17 protein-coding genes are annotated in these 19,200 nt (G+C 68.4%); 12 read left to right on the top strand and 5 right to left on the bottom strand.

Going from position 1 to position 19,200, the window contains the following annotated elements; all coding sequences use genetic code 11:
* Window positions 1–130 precede the first annotated feature (130 nt).
* From KY500_RS15220 to KY500_RS15205, 4 genes are all read left to right on the top strand, one after another.
* Window positions 131–1,510 carry an LLM class flavin-dependent oxidoreductase gene (locus KY500_RS15220; RefSeq protein WP_219901259.1) on the top strand — a complete coding sequence of 460 codons (1,380 nt, stop codon included), beginning with the start codon at window positions 131–133 and terminating at the stop codon, window positions 1,508–1,510.
* Between the two features lie 45 nt (window positions 1,511–1,555).
* On the top strand, window positions 1,556–2,578 hold the full coding sequence (locus KY500_RS15215) for a methionine ABC transporter ATP-binding protein (protein ID WP_219901258.1): 1,023 nt from the start codon (window positions 1,556–1,558) through the stop codon (window positions 2,576–2,578).
* Window positions 2,575–3,339 (top strand): methionine ABC transporter permease, encoded by a 765-nt coding sequence (locus tag KY500_RS15210; RefSeq protein WP_219901257.1) that lies wholly within the window; start codon window positions 2,575–2,577, stop codon window positions 3,337–3,339. The genes KY500_RS15215 and KY500_RS15210 overlap by 4 nt, the downstream gene beginning before the upstream one ends.
* Window positions 3,340–3,585: 246 nt before the next feature.
* Entirely contained in the window at window positions 3,586–4,497 is a 912-nt protein-coding gene (locus KY500_RS15205; RefSeq protein WP_219901256.1) for a MetQ/NlpA family ABC transporter substrate-binding protein, read from the top strand.
* Window positions 4,498–4,524: 27 nt separating this feature from the next.
* Here the strand turns inward: KY500_RS15205 and KY500_RS15200 are convergent, their stop codons facing one another.
* Window positions 4,525–4,953, bottom strand: a complete 429-nt coding sequence (locus KY500_RS15200; RefSeq protein ID WP_219901255.1) for a hypothetical protein — start codon at window positions 4,951–4,953, stop codon at window positions 4,525–4,527.
* 108 nt (window positions 4,954–5,061) lie between these two features.
* Between KY500_RS15200 and KY500_RS15195 the strand changes: the two genes are divergently transcribed.
* The gene (locus tag KY500_RS15195; RefSeq protein WP_219901254.1) at window positions 5,062–5,535 is read left to right on the top strand and encodes a MaoC family dehydratase; all 474 of its coding nucleotides are present in this window, start codon (window positions 5,062–5,064) and stop codon (window positions 5,533–5,535) included.
* Window positions 5,536–5,613: 78 nt separating this feature from the next.
* Here the strand turns inward: KY500_RS15195 and KY500_RS15190 are convergent, their stop codons facing one another.
* Window positions 5,614–6,366, bottom strand: a complete 753-nt coding sequence (locus KY500_RS15190; protein ID WP_219901253.1) for an SDR family NAD(P)-dependent oxidoreductase — start codon at window positions 6,364–6,366, stop codon at window positions 5,614–5,616.
* A gap of 203 nt (window positions 6,367–6,569) precedes the next feature.
* On the opposite strand from KY500_RS15190, the gene KY500_RS15185 reads away from it, so the two are divergent.
* The 7 genes from KY500_RS15185 (at window position 6,570) to KY500_RS15155 (ending at window position 15,354) form a co-directional block, all read left to right on the top strand.
* Window positions 6,570–7,484 carry a VOC family protein gene (locus KY500_RS15185; RefSeq protein WP_219901252.1) on the top strand — a complete coding sequence of 305 codons (915 nt, stop codon included), beginning with the start codon at window positions 6,570–6,572 and terminating at the stop codon, window positions 7,482–7,484.
* The gene (locus tag KY500_RS15180) at window positions 7,481–8,134 is read left to right on the top strand and encodes an alpha/beta hydrolase (protein WP_219901251.1); all 654 of its coding nucleotides are present in this window, start codon (window positions 7,481–7,483) and stop codon (window positions 8,132–8,134) included. The genes KY500_RS15185 and KY500_RS15180 overlap by 4 nt, the downstream gene beginning before the upstream one ends.
* A 124-nt stretch (window positions 8,135–8,258) precedes the next feature.
* Window positions 8,259–8,663, top strand: a complete 405-nt coding sequence (locus tag KY500_RS15175; protein ID WP_255579950.1) for a LexA family transcriptional regulator — start codon at window positions 8,259–8,261, stop codon at window positions 8,661–8,663.
* The gene (locus KY500_RS15170) at window positions 8,656–9,951 is read left to right on the top strand and encodes a Y-family DNA polymerase (RefSeq protein ID WP_219901250.1); all 1,296 of its coding nucleotides are present in this window, start codon (window positions 8,656–8,658) and stop codon (window positions 9,949–9,951) included. The genes KY500_RS15175 and KY500_RS15170 overlap by 8 nt, the downstream gene beginning before the upstream one ends.
* A gap of 224 nt (window positions 9,952–10,175) precedes the next feature.
* Window positions 10,176–12,338, top strand: a complete 2,163-nt coding sequence (locus KY500_RS15165) for an ATP-dependent Clp protease ATP-binding subunit (RefSeq protein ID WP_219901249.1) — start codon at window positions 10,176–10,178, stop codon at window positions 12,336–12,338.
* Window positions 12,339–12,461: 123 nt separating this feature from the next.
* Entirely contained in the window at window positions 12,462–14,138 is a 1,677-nt protein-coding gene (locus KY500_RS15160; RefSeq protein ID WP_219901248.1) for a cell wall metabolism sensor histidine kinase WalK, read from the top strand.
* Window positions 14,139–14,304: 166 nt separating this feature from the next.
* Window positions 14,305–15,354: a zinc-dependent alcohol dehydrogenase family protein gene (locus tag KY500_RS15155; protein ID WP_219901247.1), complete on the top strand. Its 1,050-nt coding sequence runs from the start codon at window positions 14,305–14,307 to the stop codon at window positions 15,352–15,354.
* A 223-nt stretch (window positions 15,355–15,577) separates the two neighbouring features.
* Here the strand turns inward: KY500_RS15155 and KY500_RS15150 are convergent, their stop codons facing one another.
* The 3 genes from KY500_RS15150 to KY500_RS15140 form a co-directional block, all read right to left on the bottom strand.
* Window positions 15,578–16,153 carry a nitroreductase family protein gene (locus KY500_RS15150; protein WP_219901246.1) on the bottom strand — a complete coding sequence of 192 codons (576 nt, stop codon included), beginning with the start codon at window positions 16,151–16,153 and terminating at the stop codon, window positions 15,578–15,580.
* Between the two features lie 154 nt (window positions 16,154–16,307).
* Complete coding sequence (locus tag KY500_RS15145) at window positions 16,308–18,008, bottom strand: long-chain-fatty-acid--CoA ligase (RefSeq protein ID WP_219901245.1); 1,701 nt, start codon at window positions 18,006–18,008, stop codon at window positions 16,308–16,310.
* Window positions 18,005–19,075, bottom strand: a complete 1,071-nt coding sequence (locus tag KY500_RS15140; protein ID WP_255579407.1) for a low specificity L-threonine aldolase — start codon at window positions 19,073–19,075, stop codon at window positions 18,005–18,007. The genes KY500_RS15145 and KY500_RS15140 overlap by 4 nt, the downstream gene beginning before the upstream one ends.
* Window positions 19,076–19,200: the final 125 nt, after the last annotated feature.

The raw sequence follows: 19,200 nt of genomic DNA, 5'->3' as shown, positions 1-19,200 counted from the left end.
CGATTCCGTAGGATCTTGCATCCGTTGGCTCTCGAACTGTGGTTGAACGCAGATGCTTCGACGCAGCGTGTGTGACGCCGTGTTTCATGAGGGGATGTGCCCGCGGCCGGAAAACGTGAGCATAGGTTGCATGCCCAGACAGATCCGCTTCAATGCCTTCGACATGAACTGCGTCGCCCACCAGTCCTCCGGTCTGTGGCGCCACCCCGACGACAGGTCGCAGAGCTACACCGACCTCGCCTACTGGACCGAACTCGCCAAGCTGCTCGAGAAGGGCCTCTTCGACGGCATCTTCCTCGCCGACGTGCTGGGCACCTACGACGTCTACGGCGGTACCAACGAGGCGGCGATCCGCAACGGTGCGCAGATCCCCGTCGCCGACCCGCTCCTCGTCATTCCCGCGATGGCCTACGTCACCGAGCACCTCGGGTTCGGCGTCACCGCCGGCACCGCCTACGAGCACCCGTACCCGTTCGCCCGGCGCATGTCCACGCTCGACCACCTCACCAAGGGCCGGGTCGGCTGGAACGTCGTGACCGGCTACCTGCCCTCCGCCGCGCGCAACATGGGCCAAGACGACCAACTCGAGCACGACGACCGCTACGACTACGCCGACGAATACCTCGAGGTGCTCTACAAGCTGTGGGAAGGCTCCTGGGAAGACGACGCCGTGGTGCGCGACACCGAGACCGGTGTCTTCACCGACCCGAGCAAGGTGCACTCCATCGGCCACTCCGGCAAGCACTTCCAGGTGCCCGGCATCCACCTCTCCGAGCCCTCGCCGCAGCGCTCGCCCGTGATCTACCAGGCCGGCGCCTCCAGCCGCGGCATCGCGTTCGCCGCCGGCAACGCCGAGGCGATCTTCGTGGCCGCGTCGACCAAACACGTGCTCAAGGACACCGTCACCAAGCTGCGCGACGCCCTCGAAGCAGCCGGTCGCGACCGCTACTCGGCCAAGATCTACACGTTGCTCACGATCATCACCGACGAGACCAGCGAGAAGGCTGCGGCCAAGTACCACGACTACCTCAGCTACGCCAGCGAAGAAGGCGCCCTGGTCTTCATGTCCGGCTGGATGGGCGTTGACCTCTCCGGCTACGCGCTCGACGAGCCGATCGGCAACGTCAAGAGCAACGCCATCCAGTCCACCGTTGCCAACTTCCAGGCCGCGAACCACGACGGCTCCGAGTGGACGGTGGGGGACATCGCCCGGGCCGGCGCCATCGGCGGGCTCGGACCGTTCATCGTCGGCTCCGGCAGCGAGATCGCCGACCAGCTCGAGGAGTGGGCCGAGGAGACCGATGTGGACGGGTTCAATCTGGCCTACGCCATCACGCCCGGCACCTTTGAAGACGTGGTCACCTGGGTGGTGCCCGAGCTGCAGAAGCGCGGCGTGTACCCCACCGAGTACACCGAGGGCACGCTGCGGCAGAAGCTGCACGGCCGCGGCGACCGCCTCCCCGACGAGCACCGCGGCGCGAACTACCGCGTCGGCGTGCCCGTCGTCTGACCGTCCCTTCCGCCAGCCCACCCAACCGCTCGACAGGAGCCCCGCATGATCAGCCTCGAACAGCTGACCAAGGTCTACGGCCACGGGACGCTGAAAACCGTGGTGCTCGACCGCCTCGACTTCAGCGTCGACGCCGGCGAGATCTTCGCCGTCGTCGGCCCGAGCGGGGCCGGCAAGAGCACCCTGGCACAGTGCGTCAACCTGCTCGAACGGCCCACCAGCGGGTCGGTGCTGGTGAACGGCGAGAACCTCTCCCAGCTCAGTGAGAAGGCGCTGCGGGTGGCGCGCCGCCGCATTGGCACCATCTTCCAGTCGGATGGCCTCTACTCGCGGCGCACCGCCGCTGCGAACGTGTCGCTGCCGTTGGAGTACCTCGGTGTGACCGCCGCGGAGACCCGCGCCCGGGTGGCCGAACTGCTCGACCGCGTCGGGCTCTCGAACAAGGCCGAGCACTACCCGCACCAGCTCTCCGGCGGCCAACGGCAGCGGGTGGGCATCGCCCGCGCATTGGCCCTCCGCCCCAGTGTGCTGCTCAGCGACGAAGCCACCTCGGGCCTCGACCCCGACTCCACCCGGTCGATCGTGGCGTTGCTCAAGGAGCTCCGCGACGACCTGGGCCTGTCCATCCTCTTCATCACCCACGAGATGGACACCGTGCTGCAGGTCGCCGACTCCGTCGCGCGCCTCGACCACGGCCGCATCGTGGAGAGCGGTCGCATCGTCGAGCTGCTGCGCGATCCAGCGTCGGGGCTCGGCCGGGCCCTGCGCCCGGCGCGCTCGCACGAGAGCGCGGCCGCCGACGCCACCGAGTGGTTCGTCAGCTACACCTCCGCGCACGTGCCGGCCGACTGGCTCACCCGGCTCGCCGACCAGCTCGGCACCACAGTGTCGCTGCTCGGCGCCTCCATCGAGACCGTCGACGGCGCCACGGTGGGGCACGCCAGCATCGGCGTCACCGGCGCCGACCGGGAGCACCTCATCACGGTGGCTCGCAGCCTGGGGCTCGACGCCCGCCCGGGGCCGGCCGGGGAGTCTCGCCCGGCGGAGCTCCTGGAGCAGGTCGCATGAGCATCCTGAACGCTGCCGTGCACCTGAACAGCGTGCACCTGAACAACAACGTGCCGCTGGCCGAGATCCCCGCGCTGGTCTTCCCCGCGCTGCTCGACACCCTGATCATGGTCGGCATCGTCATGGCGATCGTCGTGCTCGTCGGCATCCCGCTCGGCGCCCTGGTGCACAACCTCGCTCCCGGCGGCCTGTTCGAGAATCCCGCCCTGCACACCGCCCTCAGCTGGATCGTGAGCATCGGCCGGTCACTGCCGTTCCTCATCCTGATGGCCGCGATCGTGCCGTTCACGCGGTTCATCACCGGCACCAACATCGGCATCATGGCAGCCGTCGTACCCATGTCGATCGCCGGAATCGCGTTCTTCACCCGCATCGTGGAGAACTCCCTGCGCGGCGTGCCGCCCACCCTGGTGCGGGTGGCCAAGGCCTCAGGGGCCTCGCCGCTGCAGATCATCCGCACCGCCCAGCTCAGCGAGGCCCTGCCGTCGATCATCGGCGGCCTCACCATCAACACCATCGCCATGATCGAGTACTCCGCGATCGCCGGCACCATCGGCGCCGGCGGCATCGGCTACGTCGCGGTCACCTACGGCTACCAGCGCTTCGACAACACCGTGATGCTCGCCACGATCGTGATCCTCGTGGCCACGGTGGCGTCGGTGCAGCTGATCGGCGACCGCCTGGTACGCCTGACCACCCCGCACGCCCGCACCGCGCCCCGCGCCCCGCGGGCCGCCCGCCGCGAAGCGAGCCTGGTATGACCCGGCCGGCTGCCGTGACGCCGCGGATGCCCGCCGTCTCGCCGCACCGAATGCCCGGGGCGAGCTGTCCGGCCTGATGCACTTTTTCTGAGCAACCGGCCCGACTCGCCCGCTCTCAGCTGACCCGCGCCACCCCGTGGGCCGGCGCTCGCCTGCGCGCGCTTCCCGCACCCGCCCGCGCTTTCCTCACCCGTTTTCCCCACCCCGCACCCCTGCACAGCACGCAGACCACTCCGAAGGAACCCCATGTCTACTTCCACCTCCTCTACGCCCGCCGCCGAGCCGCACGGCTTTGCTCTCAAGAAGCGCCGCCGCTGGCCCTGGGTCGCCGGTATCGCCGTTGTGGTCGTCGGCGCCGCCGCGGCGATCACCGTCCCGCTGCTGAACCCGCCCACCTCCGCCAACGCCACCGAGGGTGCCACCCTCATCGTGGCCACCGCCGAGGGCAACGCCGCCGAGCAGGCGCTGGTCAACTTCGTCGCAGAGGAGGTGGCTCCCAAGTACGGCATCACCGTGAAGTTCAAGGGCCTCTCCGACAGCAACACCATCAACCGCGCCGTGAGCGAGGGCGAGGTGGCCGGCACGGTCTACCAGCACAAGCTCTGGCTCAGCCAGGTTCTCGAGTCCAACCCCGACTTCAAGGAGACCGCCGCCACCCCGGTGTTCCGCTGGGGCTTCGGGCTGTGGAGCGACAAGTACACCAGCGTCGACCAGGTGCCCGACGGCGGCACCGTGTCGCTGTACTCCGATCCCGCCAACGAGGCCCAAGGGCTGTGGCTGCTGCAGGAGGCCGGACTCATCACGTTGAAGGACGGCACCACCGCCGGCACCGCCACCCAGGACGACATCGCCACCAACCCGAAGAACCTGACGTTCACGCTGCTCGATTTCGCGGCGCAGTCCCGCGCCCTGCCCGACCTCGACCTCGCGGCCGGCTACACCGAGTACTACCTGGCCGCGAGCATCCCGATCGAACAGCAGATCTTCGCCCCGGCCGCGCCCGACGAGTTCGCCGGCCAGCTCACCATCGGCAGCGACTTCGCCGACACCGAGAACATCAAGAACCTCGTCGCCGCTTTCAGGGACCCGGCGGTGCAGGAGTTCCTGGCCACCGATCCCACAGTGAAGGGCATCCTGCTCCCCATCGACGCCGAGTAACCCTCGCGGAACCGATGAGCGGTTAGCTCAGCCCCGTCCGATCATGCCGATGATCAGGTTGACGACCCCGATCGCGGCGATCGGGTAAGGCCAGAAGCGCATTGGGATGAAGAAGAATGTCGATGACGGACGCGTCCAGATCTGCTGGCCGGTCTCCTGGTTCACCACGGCCACCGGTCGGTGGGTGACTTTCACACCACGCTCGTTGAGCGCGGGTTCGGGCAGCTGCTGGTAGACGAACGACGGCCGGGCCCTGTCGAGGCGCGGCAACACGTACGTCGAGAAGGCCCACAAGGCCGCTGCGCCGAGAACGAAGCCGGTGCCAAGGAACGTGTTCGTGGCCGGCTCGTTCGAACCGACGGCAGGGGCGAACACGCCCTTGAGGGCGAATCCGAGCCCCACCGACAGGCCGAAGAAGACGAAGACGAGAATGCCCCAGCGGGTCCAGACGATCATGGTTCACGGTACGACAGAGGTGCCGTCGGGCACGATGGGCAGGGGTGCCCTCATTGCGGTCGACGCCGTGAACCGCGGGACTCGGCTCGGTGCGTACAGTGGCAGCCTATGGATGATTTCTTGGCCGTACCGCTTGCCGACCGCTATTTCGAGGACTATCAGCCCGGCGTTGTGGTGGAATACGGCACGGTCGAGGTCAGCGAAGCGAGCATCGTGGCCTTCGCCGCCGCGTTCGATCCCCACCTGATGCATGTAGATCCCGTCGCCGCGCTCGCCGGCCCGTTCGGCGGTCTCATCGCCAGCGGCTGGCATACCACTGCCGTGATGATGCGGATCATGGTGAACAACTACCTGAATGAACGAACGAGTCTGGGATCGCCGGGAGTGGACGACCTGCGCTGGCTTCGTCCGGTGCGCTCTGGCGACATGCTTTCGGCCCGGTTCACCGTACTGTCGGCGCGGGTGTCGGCGTCCAAGCCCGATCAGGGCCTCGTGCGCACTCGGATCGAGGTGCACAACCAGGCCGGTGAGCCGGTCATGTCCCAGGTGATGATGAACCTGATCCTGCGCCGCGGGTTATGACAACCGATAGACGCTGTGCGAACGAGTTGCCCCGCCGTGGTGGGGCAACTCGTCCGCAACGGGGACTCGCGCCGGGGACTACTGCGCGGAGTAGCCGCCGTCGACGAGGTGGTAGCTGCCGGAGATAAACGACGCGGCGTCGCTGAGCAGGAACAGGGTGAGCGCGGCGACCTCCTTGTCGGTGCCGAGGCGGCGGGAGGCGTGCTGGGCCTCGAGCGCGGTCAGGGCCTCGGGGGACAGGCTCGAACGCACCAGCGGGGTGTCGATGAAGCCGGGTCCGACGGCGTTCGTGCGCACGCCATCCGCCGTGTACTCGAGCGCGGCGACCTTGGTGAGGCCGATCAGGGCGTGCTTGCTGGTGACATAGGCAGCGTTCTCGGCGATGCCGACCGAGCCGAGCACCGAGGCCATGTTCACCACGGCGCCGCCGCCGGCGGCCACGATGGCGGGGAGCTGGAACTTGAGTCCATAGAAGACGCCGTCGAGGTCCACCGCACGCACGCGGTCCCACGCGGCGATGTCGTAGTCGCCGATCTTCTGCGGAGCGGCCCCGATGCCGGCGTTGTTCACGGCCAGGTGCAGGGCGCCGAACTTCTCCTGGGCGAACAGGACGGCCGCTTCCGAGTCTTCCCACTTCGCGGTGTTCTGAGTGAACGCGGCGGCGGTGCCGCCGGCCGCGATGATCTCATCGACGACGGTCTGCGCGGCCTCGAGGTTGATGTCGGTGACCACGACCGAGGCACCCTCGGCGGCAAGCTCCCGGGAGATTTCCGCGCCGATACCGCTTCCGCCGCCGGTGACGATCGCTACCTTGTTCTCGAACCTGGTCATGACAACCACTTCCAATCTGATCTGTATAGATGTACTTCGCACAGCGTTGAACTGCATGCGTTCGTATCAAGACAACCACCCTCGGCCGCGCCCTATTCCGGGCGAACGCCAGCCGCCGACGTTATTGATTGCAGCTACAAGCATCTCTGATATGGTTGTAGTTACAAGCAATACCTTCATCCACCACAACCGGGAGCCAAATCATGAGTGTCGACCTGAACGAGCTGAGCCTCAACGCCGATACCTCGATGGGCGCGGTCACCCTGCGGGTCGGCGACCTCGAGACGATGTCGGACTACTACTCCGGCGCTTTCGCCATGGAGCCCCTCGAGGAGCGCAGCCGCTCCCGTGAGGTGCACCGGGTTCTCGGCCGGGGCACGACGCCGCTCGTGCGGCTGATCCACACCCCGGACCTGCCCGGTGTGGACGCCCGCCAGGCTGGCCTGTTCCACACGGCGTTCCTTTTCGAGACTCCCGGCAGCCTCGCGGCAACCGTGTACCGCGCCGCGCAGGACCCGCGCAGCCGCTTCATCGGCTCGAGCGACCACCTGGTGAGCGAGGCCTTCTACTTCACCGACCCGGAGGGCAATGGTGTCGAGCTGTACACCGACCGCGACCGCAGCACCTGGATCCACGACGGTGAGCAGATCCGAATGGCCACGGAGTACCTCGATCCCAACGCCTACCTGCAGAGCCACCTCGACCAGGTGGTGCTGGATGCCGGCGCTGCCCTGCCCGGCGTGGTCGGGCACGTGCACCTGCAGGTCGGCGATGTGGCCGCGGCGCGGGCGTTCTACGTCGACGCGATCGGTTTCGAGGCGACGCAGGGTGGCTACCCGGGCGCGCTCTTCGCCTCGGCGGGCGGCTACCACCACCACATCGCCATGAACACCTGGAACAGCCGCGGCGCCGGCCCGCGCGCGGCGAGCCTTGGCCTCGGCGATGTGGCCGTCACTGTGCCCGCGGTCGCGGACCTGCACGCCCTCACCGCACGCCTGACGGCCCGGTCCATTCCGTTCGCCGGCGACGGCCGCTCGGTGTCGATCACCGACCCCTGGGGCACGCAGGTGACGGTTTCGCTGCCCGACCTCTCCACCGACGAACTCATCGCCCGATGACCGCGCAGCTCTCCGGCATCCTTTCGCCGGGATGGGCCGCGAAGGTGACCGAGACATCCGCCGTGGTCCTGCTGCTGCACGGCTACGGGTCGAACGAGTCCGACCTGGCCGGACTCGCGCCGGCGCTGGGGCTCGCCCTGCCGTGGGCGGCCCTGCGCGCCCCGCTCGAACTGGGCACCGGGGGTGCGGCCTGGTTCACCATCACGACCCCCGGAAATCCCGACGCGGAGCCCGTCGCCCAGGCCACGGATGCGATCTGGGCCTGGGTGGACGCCAACCTGGACTCCACCACCTCGGTGATCCCCATCGGCTTCTCGCAGGGTGGCCTGATGGCCAGTCAGCTTGTGCGTACCCGGCCCCAGCGGGTCCTGGCCCCCGTCGTGCTCGGTGGCTTTGTGCTCGGCGCGGACCAGCCCGGCGACGCGACCCTCTCCAGTACCCTCCCACCGGTGTTCTGGGGACGCGGTACCGACGACCGTGTCATCGGGGAGGCCGCGATCGACCGCACCAGCGCGTTCCTGCCCAGCCACTTCACCCTGGTCGAGCGGAGGTACGCGGGCCTGGCGCACAGAATCAACGCCGCCGAGATCGAGGACGTCCGCTCGTTCCTGGCGCTGAACGCCGGCGCCGAAGCCGTCACCGCCCGATGACGGCTTTCTGCGTCGAGGCCAACCGGCGCGAGAGACAATAGGAGGGGCGCGAACGATTGGCAGCGTCGCAGAAGGGAACCACGCCGTGCACGCAGTGAACCCGATCGTCCGGCCGGTCTCCGGAGTGTCGACGGATGCCGGCCAGCGCTTCATCCAGGAAGCACTCGAGTCCGTGCACGCAGGCTTCCCCTCGCCGGCGCAGGGCTACTACAACGGCCCTGTCGACCTCAATCGGCATCTGATCAGGGATCCCACCTCCACGTTCATCGTGCGAGTGAGCGGCGACAGCATGACCGGCGCCGGAATCTTCGACGGCGACGAGGTCATCGTCGACCGCTCCATCGAGGCCCGCGACGGGAGTGTGGTGATCGCCGTGGTCGACAACGAACTCACCATCAAGCGGCTCCGCCTCGACGGCGACACCGTGCGCCTCGTGCCCGAGAACCCGGCCTACCCCGACATCGTGCTGCACGAGCTGAGCGAACTGTCGGTGTGGGGCGTTGTCACCAGGTGCCTGCACCGTGTCTAGTCGCACCGGGTCTCACCCGCCCTCCATCGCGATTGTCGACGCGAACAATTTCTACGTCTCCTGCGAACGCATTTTCGACCCACGGCTCGAGGGCAAGCCGGTGGTCGTGCTGTCGAACAACGACGGATGTGTCATCGCCCGCTCACAGGAGGCCAAGGCCTTGGGGCTCGACATGGCGGCATCGTGGCAGAGCATCGCCGCCGAGGCCACTGCTCACGGCGTCATCGCCCGCTCCAGCAACTACGAGCTGTACGGCGACATCTCCGCCCGCTGTGTGGAGCTGCTCGGCCGGTTCACCTCCTCGCAAGAGGTGTACTCCATCGACGAGAGCTTCATCCGGCTCACCGGCAGCGCCGAGCAGGTCAGCTCCATCGCGCGGGAGATCCGCCTGGCTACCAAGAAGATGATCGGACTGCCGGTGAGCATCGGTATCGCGACGAGCAAGACCCTGGCCAAACTGGCGAACCGGGGTTCCAAGTCATCCGCGGCACTGCAGGGGGTCTGCAACTTGGGTTCCTACGCCCCGGCGCAGATCACCGCGATTCTCGCGTCGGTGGACGTGGGAGATGTGTGGGGGATCGGCTCCCGCACGGCGCAGAAGCTGGCGGGGATGGGCATCCACTCGGCGGCCGACCTGCGCGACACCGACGCCGTGCAACTGCGCCGGCGGTTCGGGGTGAACCAGGAGCGGGTGGTGCAGGAGCTCCGCGGCGTCGACTGCCTGCCGCTGGAGGAGGAACGGGCCGACCGGGAGCAGATCCAGTTCTCCCGCTCGTTCGCCGTGCCCATCAGCACCGTGGCCGAGCTCGAAGAGGTGCTCTCGGTCTACACGCAGCGGGCCGCCGCCCGGCTCCGCGACCAGGGCTCGCTGGCCCGCATGATGGGCTGCACGGCCTCGACATCGCCGTTCCGGGACAACCACGTCAGCCACGCCGTCTCGCTCGCGTTTCCCGACCCCACCGATGACCCTGTGCAGATGTACCGGGCGGCCATCACCGCGCTCGGCCCGCAGCTGCAGGCCGGCCAACAGTATGTGCGGGTGGGCGTGAGCCTGTACGAGTTCTCGTCGCGCGACTCGCACGCCAGCCTCGACATCTTCGGCACCGAGTCGGCCCCGTTCGCGGCCGGCGCGGTGCTCGACTCCATCGCCGCCAAGTATGGCCAGGAGAACCTGGGTCTCGGCCGGGCCGGCCTCAAGACCAACCGGGCCTGGACCATGCGCCGGGACATGGTGTCCCCGCGGGCCACCACGCACTGGGACGAGCTCATCACGGTCGCCGCCAAGTGAGCTGTGCAGGCGGCCGCCCCAGCCGCTGGTCGAGCCCGTCGAGACCGGGTGACGCGGCCGTGTTCCGACGTCGTCCCGCGGGATCTCGACACGCTCGATCGACGAGTGGGCGCGACGCCTGCACGGCGGTCGCTGCTGGAGCAGACTAGCGACCGGTAGCGCATCCGCCACACTCGGTCTAAACTTGAGTCGAGTTCACTCAAGTATTTGCGAAGGATGTTTTGATGGCCAACATGCAGGGCGCCCCCGGAACCGACGAGAAGCAGAAGACCGCGCTGGAACAATACGGCGTGAACCTCACCGAGATTGCCAAGAGCGGCAAACTCGACCCCGTGATCGGGCGTGACGCCGAGATCCGCCGGATCAGCCAGGTGCTCACCCGTCGTACCAAGAACAACCCGGTGCTCATCGGCGAACCCGGAGTGGGTAAGACCGCCGTGGTGGAGGGCCTGGCCCAGCGCATCGTGGCCGGCGACGTAGCCGACTCGCTCAAGGACAAACAACTCGTGGCACTCGACCTGGCCGCGCTCGTGGCCGGCGCCAAGTACCGCGGCGAGTTCGAGGAGCGGCTCAAGGCCGTGCTCAAGGAGATCAACGACGCCGACGGCCAGATCATCACTTTCGTCGACGAACTGCACACCCTCATGGGCGCCGGCGGCGGCGAAGGCTCCGTGGCCGCATCCAACATGCTCAAGCCCATGCTCGCCCGCGGCGAACTGCGGCTGATCGGCGCCACCACGCTCAACGAGTACCGCGAATTCATCGAGAAAGACGCCGCTCTAGAGCGCCGCTTTCAGCCCGTGCTCGTGGACGAACCTAGCGTTGAAGATACCGTCGCTATCCTCCGCGGTCTCAAGGAGCGCTACGAGGCGCACCACAAGGTCTCCATCGCGGATGCCGCGCTGGTCGCCGCGGCCGCGCTCTCGAACCGGTACATCACGGCCAGGCAGCTGCCCGACAAGGCCATCGACCTGATCGACGAGGCCGCCAGCCGGCTGCGGATGGAGATCGACTCCTCGCCCGTGGAGATCGACGAATTGCGCCGCAGTGTCGACCGGCTCAAGCTCGAGGAACTCGCGCTGAAGAAGGAGAAGGACGACGCCTCGAAGGCGAGGCTGGAGAAGTTGCGCGGCGACCTGGCCGAGCGCACGGAGAAGCTCGGCGGGCTGCAGGCGCGCTGGGACAAGGAGCGCTCGTCGCTGAACCGCGTGGGTGACCTGCGGAAGCGTCTGGATGCCGCCCGCAGCCAGGCCGAGGTGGCCGAACGCCGCGGCGACCTGGAAAAGGCCTCCAAGCTGCTCTACGGCGACATCCCGGTGATTCAGCGGGAGCTGGCCGAGGCCGAACAGACCGAGCAGGAGGGCGCCCGGATGGTGGGCGACCAGGTCACCGCCGAGGACATTGCCGCGGTGGTCGCCGCCTGGACCGGCATCCCGGTGGGCCGGCTGCTGCAGGGCGAGACCGACAAGCTGCTGAACCTCGAGGCCGAACTGGGCCACCGGTTGATCGGCCAGAAACGCGCCGTGCGGGCCGTGGCCGACGCCGTGCGTCGCAGCCGCGCCGGCATCTCCGACCCCGACCGGCCCACGGGTTCGTTCCTGTTCCTCGGCCCCACCGGCGTGGGCAAGACCGAGCTGGCCAAGGCGCTCGCGGAGTTCCTCTTCGACGACGAGAAGGCCATGGTTCGCATCGACATGAGCGAGTACGGCGAGAAGTTCTCCGTCTCCCGCCTCGTCGGCGCCCCTCCCGGCTACATCGGCTACGAACAGGGCGGCCAGCTCACCGAGGCGGTGCGCCGCCGGCCCTATTCGGTGATCCTCTTCGACGAGGTGGAGAAGGCACACCCCGAGGTGTTCGACGTGCTGCTGCAAGTGCTCGACGACGGCCGGCTCACCGACGGCCAGGGCCGCACGGTCGACTTCCGCAACACCATCCTGGTGCTCACCTCCAACCTCGGCTCGCAGTATCTGGTGGACCCCACCCTGAGTTGGGAGGAGAAGGAAGAGGCCGTGCAGCAGATGGTGCGGCAGGCCTTCAAACCCGAGTTCGTCAACCGGCTCGACGACATCGTGGTGTTCTCGTCGCTGTCCACCGACGACCTGGCCCAGATCGTGGAGCTCTACGTGGACCGGCTGCAGCGCCGGCTGAGCGAACGCCGGCTCGAGCTGGCGGTGACCCCGGATGCCCGCGCCTGGCTGGCCGAGCGCGGCTACGACCCGATCTATGGGGCCCGGCCGTTGCGACGGTTGATGCAGACCGAGATCGACGACAGGCTGGCGACGGCGTTGCTGGGCGGGAGCATCCGCGATGGGGAGACCGTTCTGGTGGACCTCGCCGAGGACGGCGACTCGCTCACGGTGTCGCCGACGCCGCTCGGGCACGCCTGAGGCCCCCTTCCCCCGCGGAACAATGTCCCCGCAAAGGGGGACATTTGCGCCCGGACCTGCTTGAATGCTGAAGAGGGCGGGCGAGTGCGCCGGTGACGCCTCAGCCAGCGTGAGGATCGTCGATTGTCGCAAGCCCCTGAGTGGTCCGTTCCTGATTTTGTGGAGCCGCGCACGCGGGAAGTTCCCTACGCGCAGATCCCGTTCCTCGCCGGGGTGCTCCTGATCGTGGCGTTCGCCGCTGCCGGCGCACCGGACACCCTGTCCAAGACCGGATTCCTCGTGGGGCTGGCCCTCGCGGTCGCCGTGACCGTGGCGGGCCTGGTCGTACCGTGGGAACGCCACGGCTATCAGTGGCTCGTGATCGTGCCGCTCGTGGACGTGCTCGTGGTCGCCTTCCTCCGCGACGGTGTGCGGGAAACCCTGCCGGCCGTGAGCATGCTCGTCGTCGTGCCGGTGCTGTGGCTGGCCTACGGATTCGCCTGGTGGGCGCTCGGCCTGGCGTTGGTCGGCGCGTTTTTCGTCGGAGTCTTCCCCCTGTTCCAGATCGGCGAGCTGCCCACGGATACGATCGGCTGGGCGAACGTGCTGCTGCTGCCGATCACGACGGCGTTCATCGCCATCACGGCCCGCGTCGCCGCCAACGGTCTGCGCGCCCAGCAACGCCGGCTGTTGGTGGTGTCCCGCGAACTGCGGGAAGCTCTGCTCGAGGCCACCGATCGCCAGGCGACCTTCGAGGCGGTGATGGACACCGTCGATGCCGGCATCGAGCTTTACAACCCGCAGGGCGAGGTGGTGCTGAGCAACGCCGCCGCCCGAAGGCTGGCCGTGCGCACCGACTCGACCACCGGCGGCTACGGCAGGGACGCCTCCCTGGTCTTCGACGTGGACCGCACCACGCTCGTCTCCCTCGACGACCAGATCGCCGCCAGGGCCCTCCGCGGCGACCTCGTGGCCAAGCGGGTCTACTGGGTCGGCGGGCACGACGATCAGAGCGCCATCATCGCCTCCTCCGGCGTGGTCGAACGGGAGAACGGGTACGCCCTCGGCACGGTCGTGGTCGCCACCGACGTCACCCCGCTGGTGGAAGCGATCGCCGTGCGCGACGACTTCCTCGCCACCGTGTCGCACGAGCTGCGCACCCCGCTCACGTCGATCCTCGGCTACCTCGACCTCATCGACGCCGAGGAGCTCGGCATCACCATGGAGATCGGTGTGATCGAGCGGAACGCCGAGCGACTGCTCTCGGTGATCGCGCATCTTCTCAGCGCCACCGACGGTCATCCGGCGATCCACCGGGTCGACGCCGACCTCGGCCGCATCCTGCAGTCGTGCCTGGACACCGCCATGCCGCGCGCGCAGTCCGCCGGCGTCACCATCAGTGCCCGGCCGGGCGCGATGGTGGTCGCCGAGGTCGACCCGGTGGCCATCGAACAGGTCATCGACAACCTGCTCACCAACGCCATCAAGTTCTCCCGGCCGCAGGGCGCCGTCACACTCAGCGTCGACATCGAGGGCACGGATGCCGTGCTGCGCGTGACCGACACCGGAGTGGGCCTCAGCGCGGAGGACGCACGGCAGGTCTTCGACAGGTTCTTCCGCGCCCGCACCTCCACCGAGCTGGCGATCCCTGGCATGGGCCTGGGCCTGGCGATCGTGCGCGCCTTCGTCACCGCGCATTCCGGCGTGGTTGAGCTGAGCAGCGTTCTGGGCGAGGGCACCACCGTCACGGTGCGCCTCCCTCTCCGCCCGGCCGTCCCCGCCCCCGCCCCCGCGGTCCCCGTCCTCGTCCGCGAACTGTGAGCTAAGCACCTCAAATCTCGGATTTTTGGGGCTTTACTCACAGTTCGCGGGAGGGGCGGGAGGGGCGGGAGGGGCGGGAGGGGCGGGAGGGGTTGGGGGTCTGAGAAGATGCCCAGTCGTGGGCTTCGCCCGGGCGCGGGCGCGGGCTCGGCGTTAGGCTTTTTGGATGCGTGCAACAGTGATTTACGGCGAGCGGGACATCCGACTCGAAGAAGTACCCAACCCCATCCTCTCCACCGGCGGCGACGCCATCGTGCGGGTCGTCGCGGCCTGCGTCTGCGGCTCAGACCTCTGGCCGTACCGCGGTGTGACCCCCACGAACGAACCGCACCGTATCGGCCACGAGTTCGTCGGCATCGTCGACGAAATCGGGCCCGATGTGCAGACCATCAAGGTGGGCGACTTCGTCATCGCCCCGTTTTACGACTGCGACAACACCTGCGTCAACTGCCAGAACGGCGTCAGCACCTCCTGCCTGAACGGCGGCTGGTGGGGCTCTGACGACAGGCTCGGCGGCTTCGCCGACGGCGCCCAGGGCGAGCGTGTGCGGGTCCCGCACGCCGACGGCTCGCTCGTGGCCACGCCCGTGCAGCCGACGGATGCCCAGGTTCCGGGCCTCCTCACCCTGGCCGATGTCATGGGCACCGGGCACCACGCCGCCGTCTCGGCCGGCGTCACCACCGGCAGCACCGTCGTGGTGGTCGGCGACGGGGCCGTGGGCCTCTGCGCCATCATCGCCGCCAAGCGCCTCGGCGCCTCCCGGATCGTTGCGATGTCCAGGCACGCCGACCGGCAGGCCGTGGCCCGCGAGTTCGGAGCCACCGACATCGTGGAGGAGCGCGGCGACGCGGGTGTCGAGCGCATCCACGAGATGTTCGACGGCGTCGGCGCCGACTGCGTGCTCGAGTGCGTCGGCACCCAGGAATCGATGGACCAGGCGATCCGCTCGGCCCGCCCCGGCGGCATGGTGGGCTACGTGGGCGTGCCAAACGGCGGCGCCGAGCTGCCGATCAAGGCGCTCTTCGGCCGCAATGTCGGCGTGAACGGTGGCGTCGCATCCGTGCGCGGCTACGTCGAAGAGCTGCTGCCCGAGGTGCTCAGCGGAGCGATCGACCCCGGTCGGGTCTTCGACCTGCAGCTGCCGCTGACCGAGGTAGCCGAGGCCTATGCAGCCATGGACGAACGCCGCGCCATCAAGGTGCTGCTGCGCCCGTAGGCGCACGGTTTCACCACGAACGCCCCCTCGCACGATGCGAGGGGGCGTTCGTCATGTGAGCGGGATGCGTCTCGGCGACTTGGCGCCAACATTCCTTTTGGCGCTCCCGGAGGGGCGGTCTGCGGCACGCAGGTGAGTTGCGGGTTGGCGCCCCCTCGACCTGCCGGAGGGAGCCGCAACCGGCAACTCGCTCCGGGGGAACGAGCAGTCCGCGTGGACCGACCTAGTCGTTGACGAGCAGCACTTCGGAGAGCGGCTTGCGGGTGCGTGGGGCGATCTCGCGCTCGAACAGCTCGGGGGTGAGCGAGTCGACGTCGCCGAGCACACCGAGCACCGTGACGGTGACGGCGTCCTGGCCGGCCTTGAGATGGAAGGCGTCGGCCAAGCCCTTGCGGTCGATGCCGCCGAGCTGGTGGGTGGACAGGCCCTCGTGCTGTGCCTGGATGGTGAGGTGCGCGACGGCCTGGCCGAGGTCGTACTGAGCCCAGGGGTTGTCGCCCTCGGCGATGTTGAGGATCAGAACGGAGGCCTTGTCGGCCCAGGCCTGGTTGAAGCCCATCAGGTGGGCGTGGATCTTGCGGAAGCTCTCGGAGCCGCGGCGGGCGACGATGAATCGGGCCGGCTGGTTGTTGTTGCCGGACGGAGCCCAGCGGGCGGCCTCGAGCACGGTGGTGAGGGTGTCTTCGTCGATGACGGCGGTGGGGTCGAATCCGCGGGGGCTCCAGCGCTCGGCCAGCGCGGGCAGGATCGGTGACGTGGTGTCGGCGGAACGGCTGTGGGTGTCGGTGATGAGGGTCATGGTGCCCGGCTTTCTGTGTTGCCTGTGGGAGTGAAACGGGTGCGGGGCTCCATCGACCCAGTCATGTCAACGCATAACGCGCCAAGTTATTCCATGCGTTCGCATCATCGCTCCGCGGCAGGGGTGACCCTGCCGCGGGCCGCGATCGCGTGGCTCAGCCAGCCGGGGTGTCGGCCAGGCTGTCGCGCACCTGGCGGCGCATGACCTTGCCGATCAGCGACCGGGGCAGGTCGTCGACCTCGACGATGCGGCGCGGCACCTTGTAGGCGGAGATGCGGGTGCGGCAGTACTCGCGCAGGCCGTCCACATCAAGGGTGGCCCCGGCGATGAGCACCACGGCGGCCACGACATCCTCGCCGCCGCCAGCGCTCTTGAGCCCCACCACGGCGGCGTCGGCGATGTCGGGGTGTGACAGCAGCGCGGCCTCCACCTCGGACGGCGACACGTTGAAACCCCCGGTGATGATGAGTTCCTTGATGCGGTCGACGATGGTGACGAAGCCGTCGGAGGACACCGTGACGATGTCGCCGGTGCGGAGCCAGCCATCCGCCAGCAGAGTCTGGGCAGTCTCGGTGGGGCGGTCCCAGTAGCCGGAGAAGACCTGCGGGCCGCGTACGAGCAGCTCGCCCTCTTCGTCGAAGCCGCGGTCCACGGTGGGGTCGGCGGGGTCGACCACGCGGATCTCGGTGCTGGGGAAGGGTACGCCAACGGTGCCGGGGCGTCGACTCGGGCCCATCGGGTTGCCCACCGCGATGGGCGAGCACTCGGTCATGCCGTAGCCCTCCACGAGCAGCCCGTCGGTGGCGGTCTCCCACAGCTCGACGGTCTTCAGGGGCAGGCTCATCGCGCCGGAGATGGCGTACCTGGTTCCGTGCAGGCTGATGCCTTTGTCGTTCGCGGCCGTGACGAGCTTCTCGTAGATCGGCGGGACGGCGGGCAGGAAGGTGGGCGGGGTGCGCTTGACGGCGTTGAGGACCAGGCCCACATCGAACTTGGGGAAGAGCACCAGGCGCGCGCCGATGGACATGGCGACCGTGAGGCACAGGGTGAGACCGTAGGCGTGGAACATCGGCAGCACGCCGTAGAACACCTCGTTGCCGCGCTCGAGCCCGGGCACCCAGGCTTCGCTCTGCTGCGCGTTGGCCTGCAGGTTGAAGTGGGTGAGGATGGCGCCCTTGGGCGCCCCTGTGGTGCCGCTGGTGTACTGCAGCACGGCGGTGTCGCCGAGCAGAGGGCGCGGATGCGCGGTGCGAAGCCGGCGCGAGCCCACCAGGGCCGGCCACTCGATGGCGTCCTTGAGCGGCTGGGCAACCGTGAGGGCGGCGCGGGCGGTGCGGGACTTGGGGATCGGCAGGCGCAGGGCCAGCCGGGTGGCCAACGGCATCGACTTGGTGACGTCCACGGCCACGACGGTGTGCAGGCCCATGTCGCGCGGGAACCCGCGCACCATCGAATAGACCTTGTCCCAGACGATGGCGACGCTCGCGCCGTGGTCCTCGAACTGGTGACGCAGTTCACGTTCGGTGTAGAGCGGGTTGTGTTCCACCACGATCGCGCCGAGGCGCAGCACCGCATAGAACGCCACGATGTGCTGCGGGCAGTTCGGCAGAACGAGCGCCACCCGGTCGCCGGGCTTCACTCCGAGCCGGCGCAGCCCATTGGCCACCCGGGAGATCTCGTCGCCGAGCTGACCGTAGGTCATGGTGCCGCCGAAGAAATCCAGCGCCACCTTGTCGGCAAACCGACGGGTGGAACCCTCGATCATGTCGACCAGGGTCTCGGTGGGGTCCGCGATGGCGTTGGGCACGCCCACCGCGTAGGAATTCAGCCACGGCTTACTCGCGAAGACATTCATGCTGCAGCCAGCTCCTTCGTCAGGGCCGCGACAAAGTCGTCGACGTCCTCGGGGGTGGTGTCGAACCCGCACATCCAGCGCACCTCGCCGGTGGCCGGGTTCCAGTCGTAGAAACGGTACAGCTGCCGCACCTTGTCGGCCACGCCCGCGGGCAGCACGGCGAAGATTGCATTGGCCTGGGTGGGCTGGCTGAACGAGACCCCGGTGATCGAGCCATCCGCCAGGCCCTCTTCAAGCGCACCACGCAGGCGCGCGGCCATGGCATTGGCGTGGTCGGCGTTGCGCAACCACAGGTCCCCGTCGAGCAGGGCGATCAGCTGGGCCGAGATGAAGCGCATCTTCGAGGAGAGCTGCATGTTGAGCTTGCGCAGGTATTTCAGGCCCGTGGATGCGTCGGGGTTGAGTACCACGATGCACTCGCCGAGCATCATGCCGTTCTTGGTGCCGCCGAAGCTGAGCACGTCGACGCCGGCGTCGCTCGTGAACTCGCGGAACGGCACCCCGAGGGCGGCGGCGGCGTTGGAGATGCGGGCGCCGTCCATGTGCAGCAGCATGCCCCTGGCGTGCGCGTGGTCGGCGATGGCGCGCACCTCGGCCGGCGTGTACAGCGTGCCGAGCTCGGTGGTCTGGGTGATCGAGACCACGAGCGGCTGCGCGCGGTGCTCGTCGCCCCAGCCCCAGGCCTCCTGGTCGATCAGCTCGGGGGTGAGCTTGCCGTCGGGCGTCTGCACGGGCAGCAGCTTGAGGCCGCCGACCCGCTCAGGGGCTCCGCCCTCGTCGGTGTTGATGTGCGCGGTGCTCGCGCAGATCACCGCTCCCCAGCGCGGCAGCATCGACTGCAGGCCGGTGACGTTCGCTCCGGTGCCGTTGAACACCGGGAACGCCAGGGCGCCCTCGCCGAAGTGCCGGGCGAAGACCCGCTGCAGTTCGGCCGTGTACACGTCGTCGCCGTAGGCGATCTGGTGGGCACCGTTAGCCCGCACGATCGCGTCGAGGATCTCCGGGTGTACGCCCGAGTAGTTGTCGGAGGCGAAGCCACGGGAGAACAAGTCATGGAGGGAAGTCACCTCACTATCTTGGCGCAAACGGATGCAGCGCATCTGTGTGTCCGCCTAGCGGCGGCACCTGAGTTGTCGGTCCCGGCCGACCGGCCGCTGGAGCGTCGTCCGTGAGAATCACGCTGGATCTCGCT

Origin of the sequence: Cryobacterium sp. PAMC25264, assembly GCF_019443325.1 — a bacterium.
Classification (GTDB): domain Bacteria; phylum Actinomycetota; class Actinomycetes; order Actinomycetales; family Microbacteriaceae; genus Cryobacterium.
The sequence above is the reverse complement of the archived record's forward strand: the minus strand, read 5'-3'. Positions and strand labels throughout refer to the sequence as shown.

Coding starts and splice junctions, on each gene's coding strand:
- KY500_RS15220 (WP_219901259.1), top strand. CDS start 131: ATGCCCAGACAGATCCGCTTCAATGCCTTCGACATGAACTGCGTCGCC.
- KY500_RS15215 (WP_219901258.1), top strand. CDS start 1,556: ATGATCAGCCTCGAACAGCTGACCAAGGTCTACGGCCACGGGACGCTG.
- KY500_RS15210 (WP_219901257.1), top strand. CDS start 2,575: ATGAGCATCCTGAACGCTGCCGTGCACCTGAACAGCGTGCACCTGAAC.
- KY500_RS15205 (WP_219901256.1), top strand. CDS start 3,586: ATGTCTACTTCCACCTCCTCTACGCCCGCCGCCGAGCCGCACGGCTTT.
- KY500_RS15200 (WP_219901255.1), bottom strand. CDS start 4,953: ATGATCGTCTGGACCCGCTGGGGCATTCTCGTCTTCGTCTTCTTCGGC.
- KY500_RS15195 (WP_219901254.1), top strand. CDS start 5,062: ATGGATGATTTCTTGGCCGTACCGCTTGCCGACCGCTATTTCGAGGAC.
- KY500_RS15190 (WP_219901253.1), bottom strand. CDS start 6,366: ATGACCAGGTTCGAGAACAAGGTAGCGATCGTCACCGGCGGCGGAAGC.
- KY500_RS15185 (WP_219901252.1), top strand. CDS start 6,570: ATGAGTGTCGACCTGAACGAGCTGAGCCTCAACGCCGATACCTCGATG.
- KY500_RS15180 (WP_219901251.1), top strand. CDS start 7,481: ATGACCGCGCAGCTCTCCGGCATCCTTTCGCCGGGATGGGCCGCGAAG.
- KY500_RS15165 (WP_219901249.1), top strand. CDS start 10,176: ATGGCCAACATGCAGGGCGCCCCCGGAACCGACGAGAAGCAGAAGACC.
- KY500_RS15155 (WP_219901247.1), top strand. CDS start 14,305: ATGCGTGCAACAGTGATTTACGGCGAGCGGGACATCCGACTCGAAGAA.
- KY500_RS15150 (WP_219901246.1), bottom strand. CDS start 16,153: ATGACCCTCATCACCGACACCCACAGCCGTTCCGCCGACACCACGTCA.
- KY500_RS15145 (WP_219901245.1), bottom strand. CDS start 18,008: ATGAATGTCTTCGCGAGTAAGCCGTGGCTGAATTCCTACGCGGTGGGC.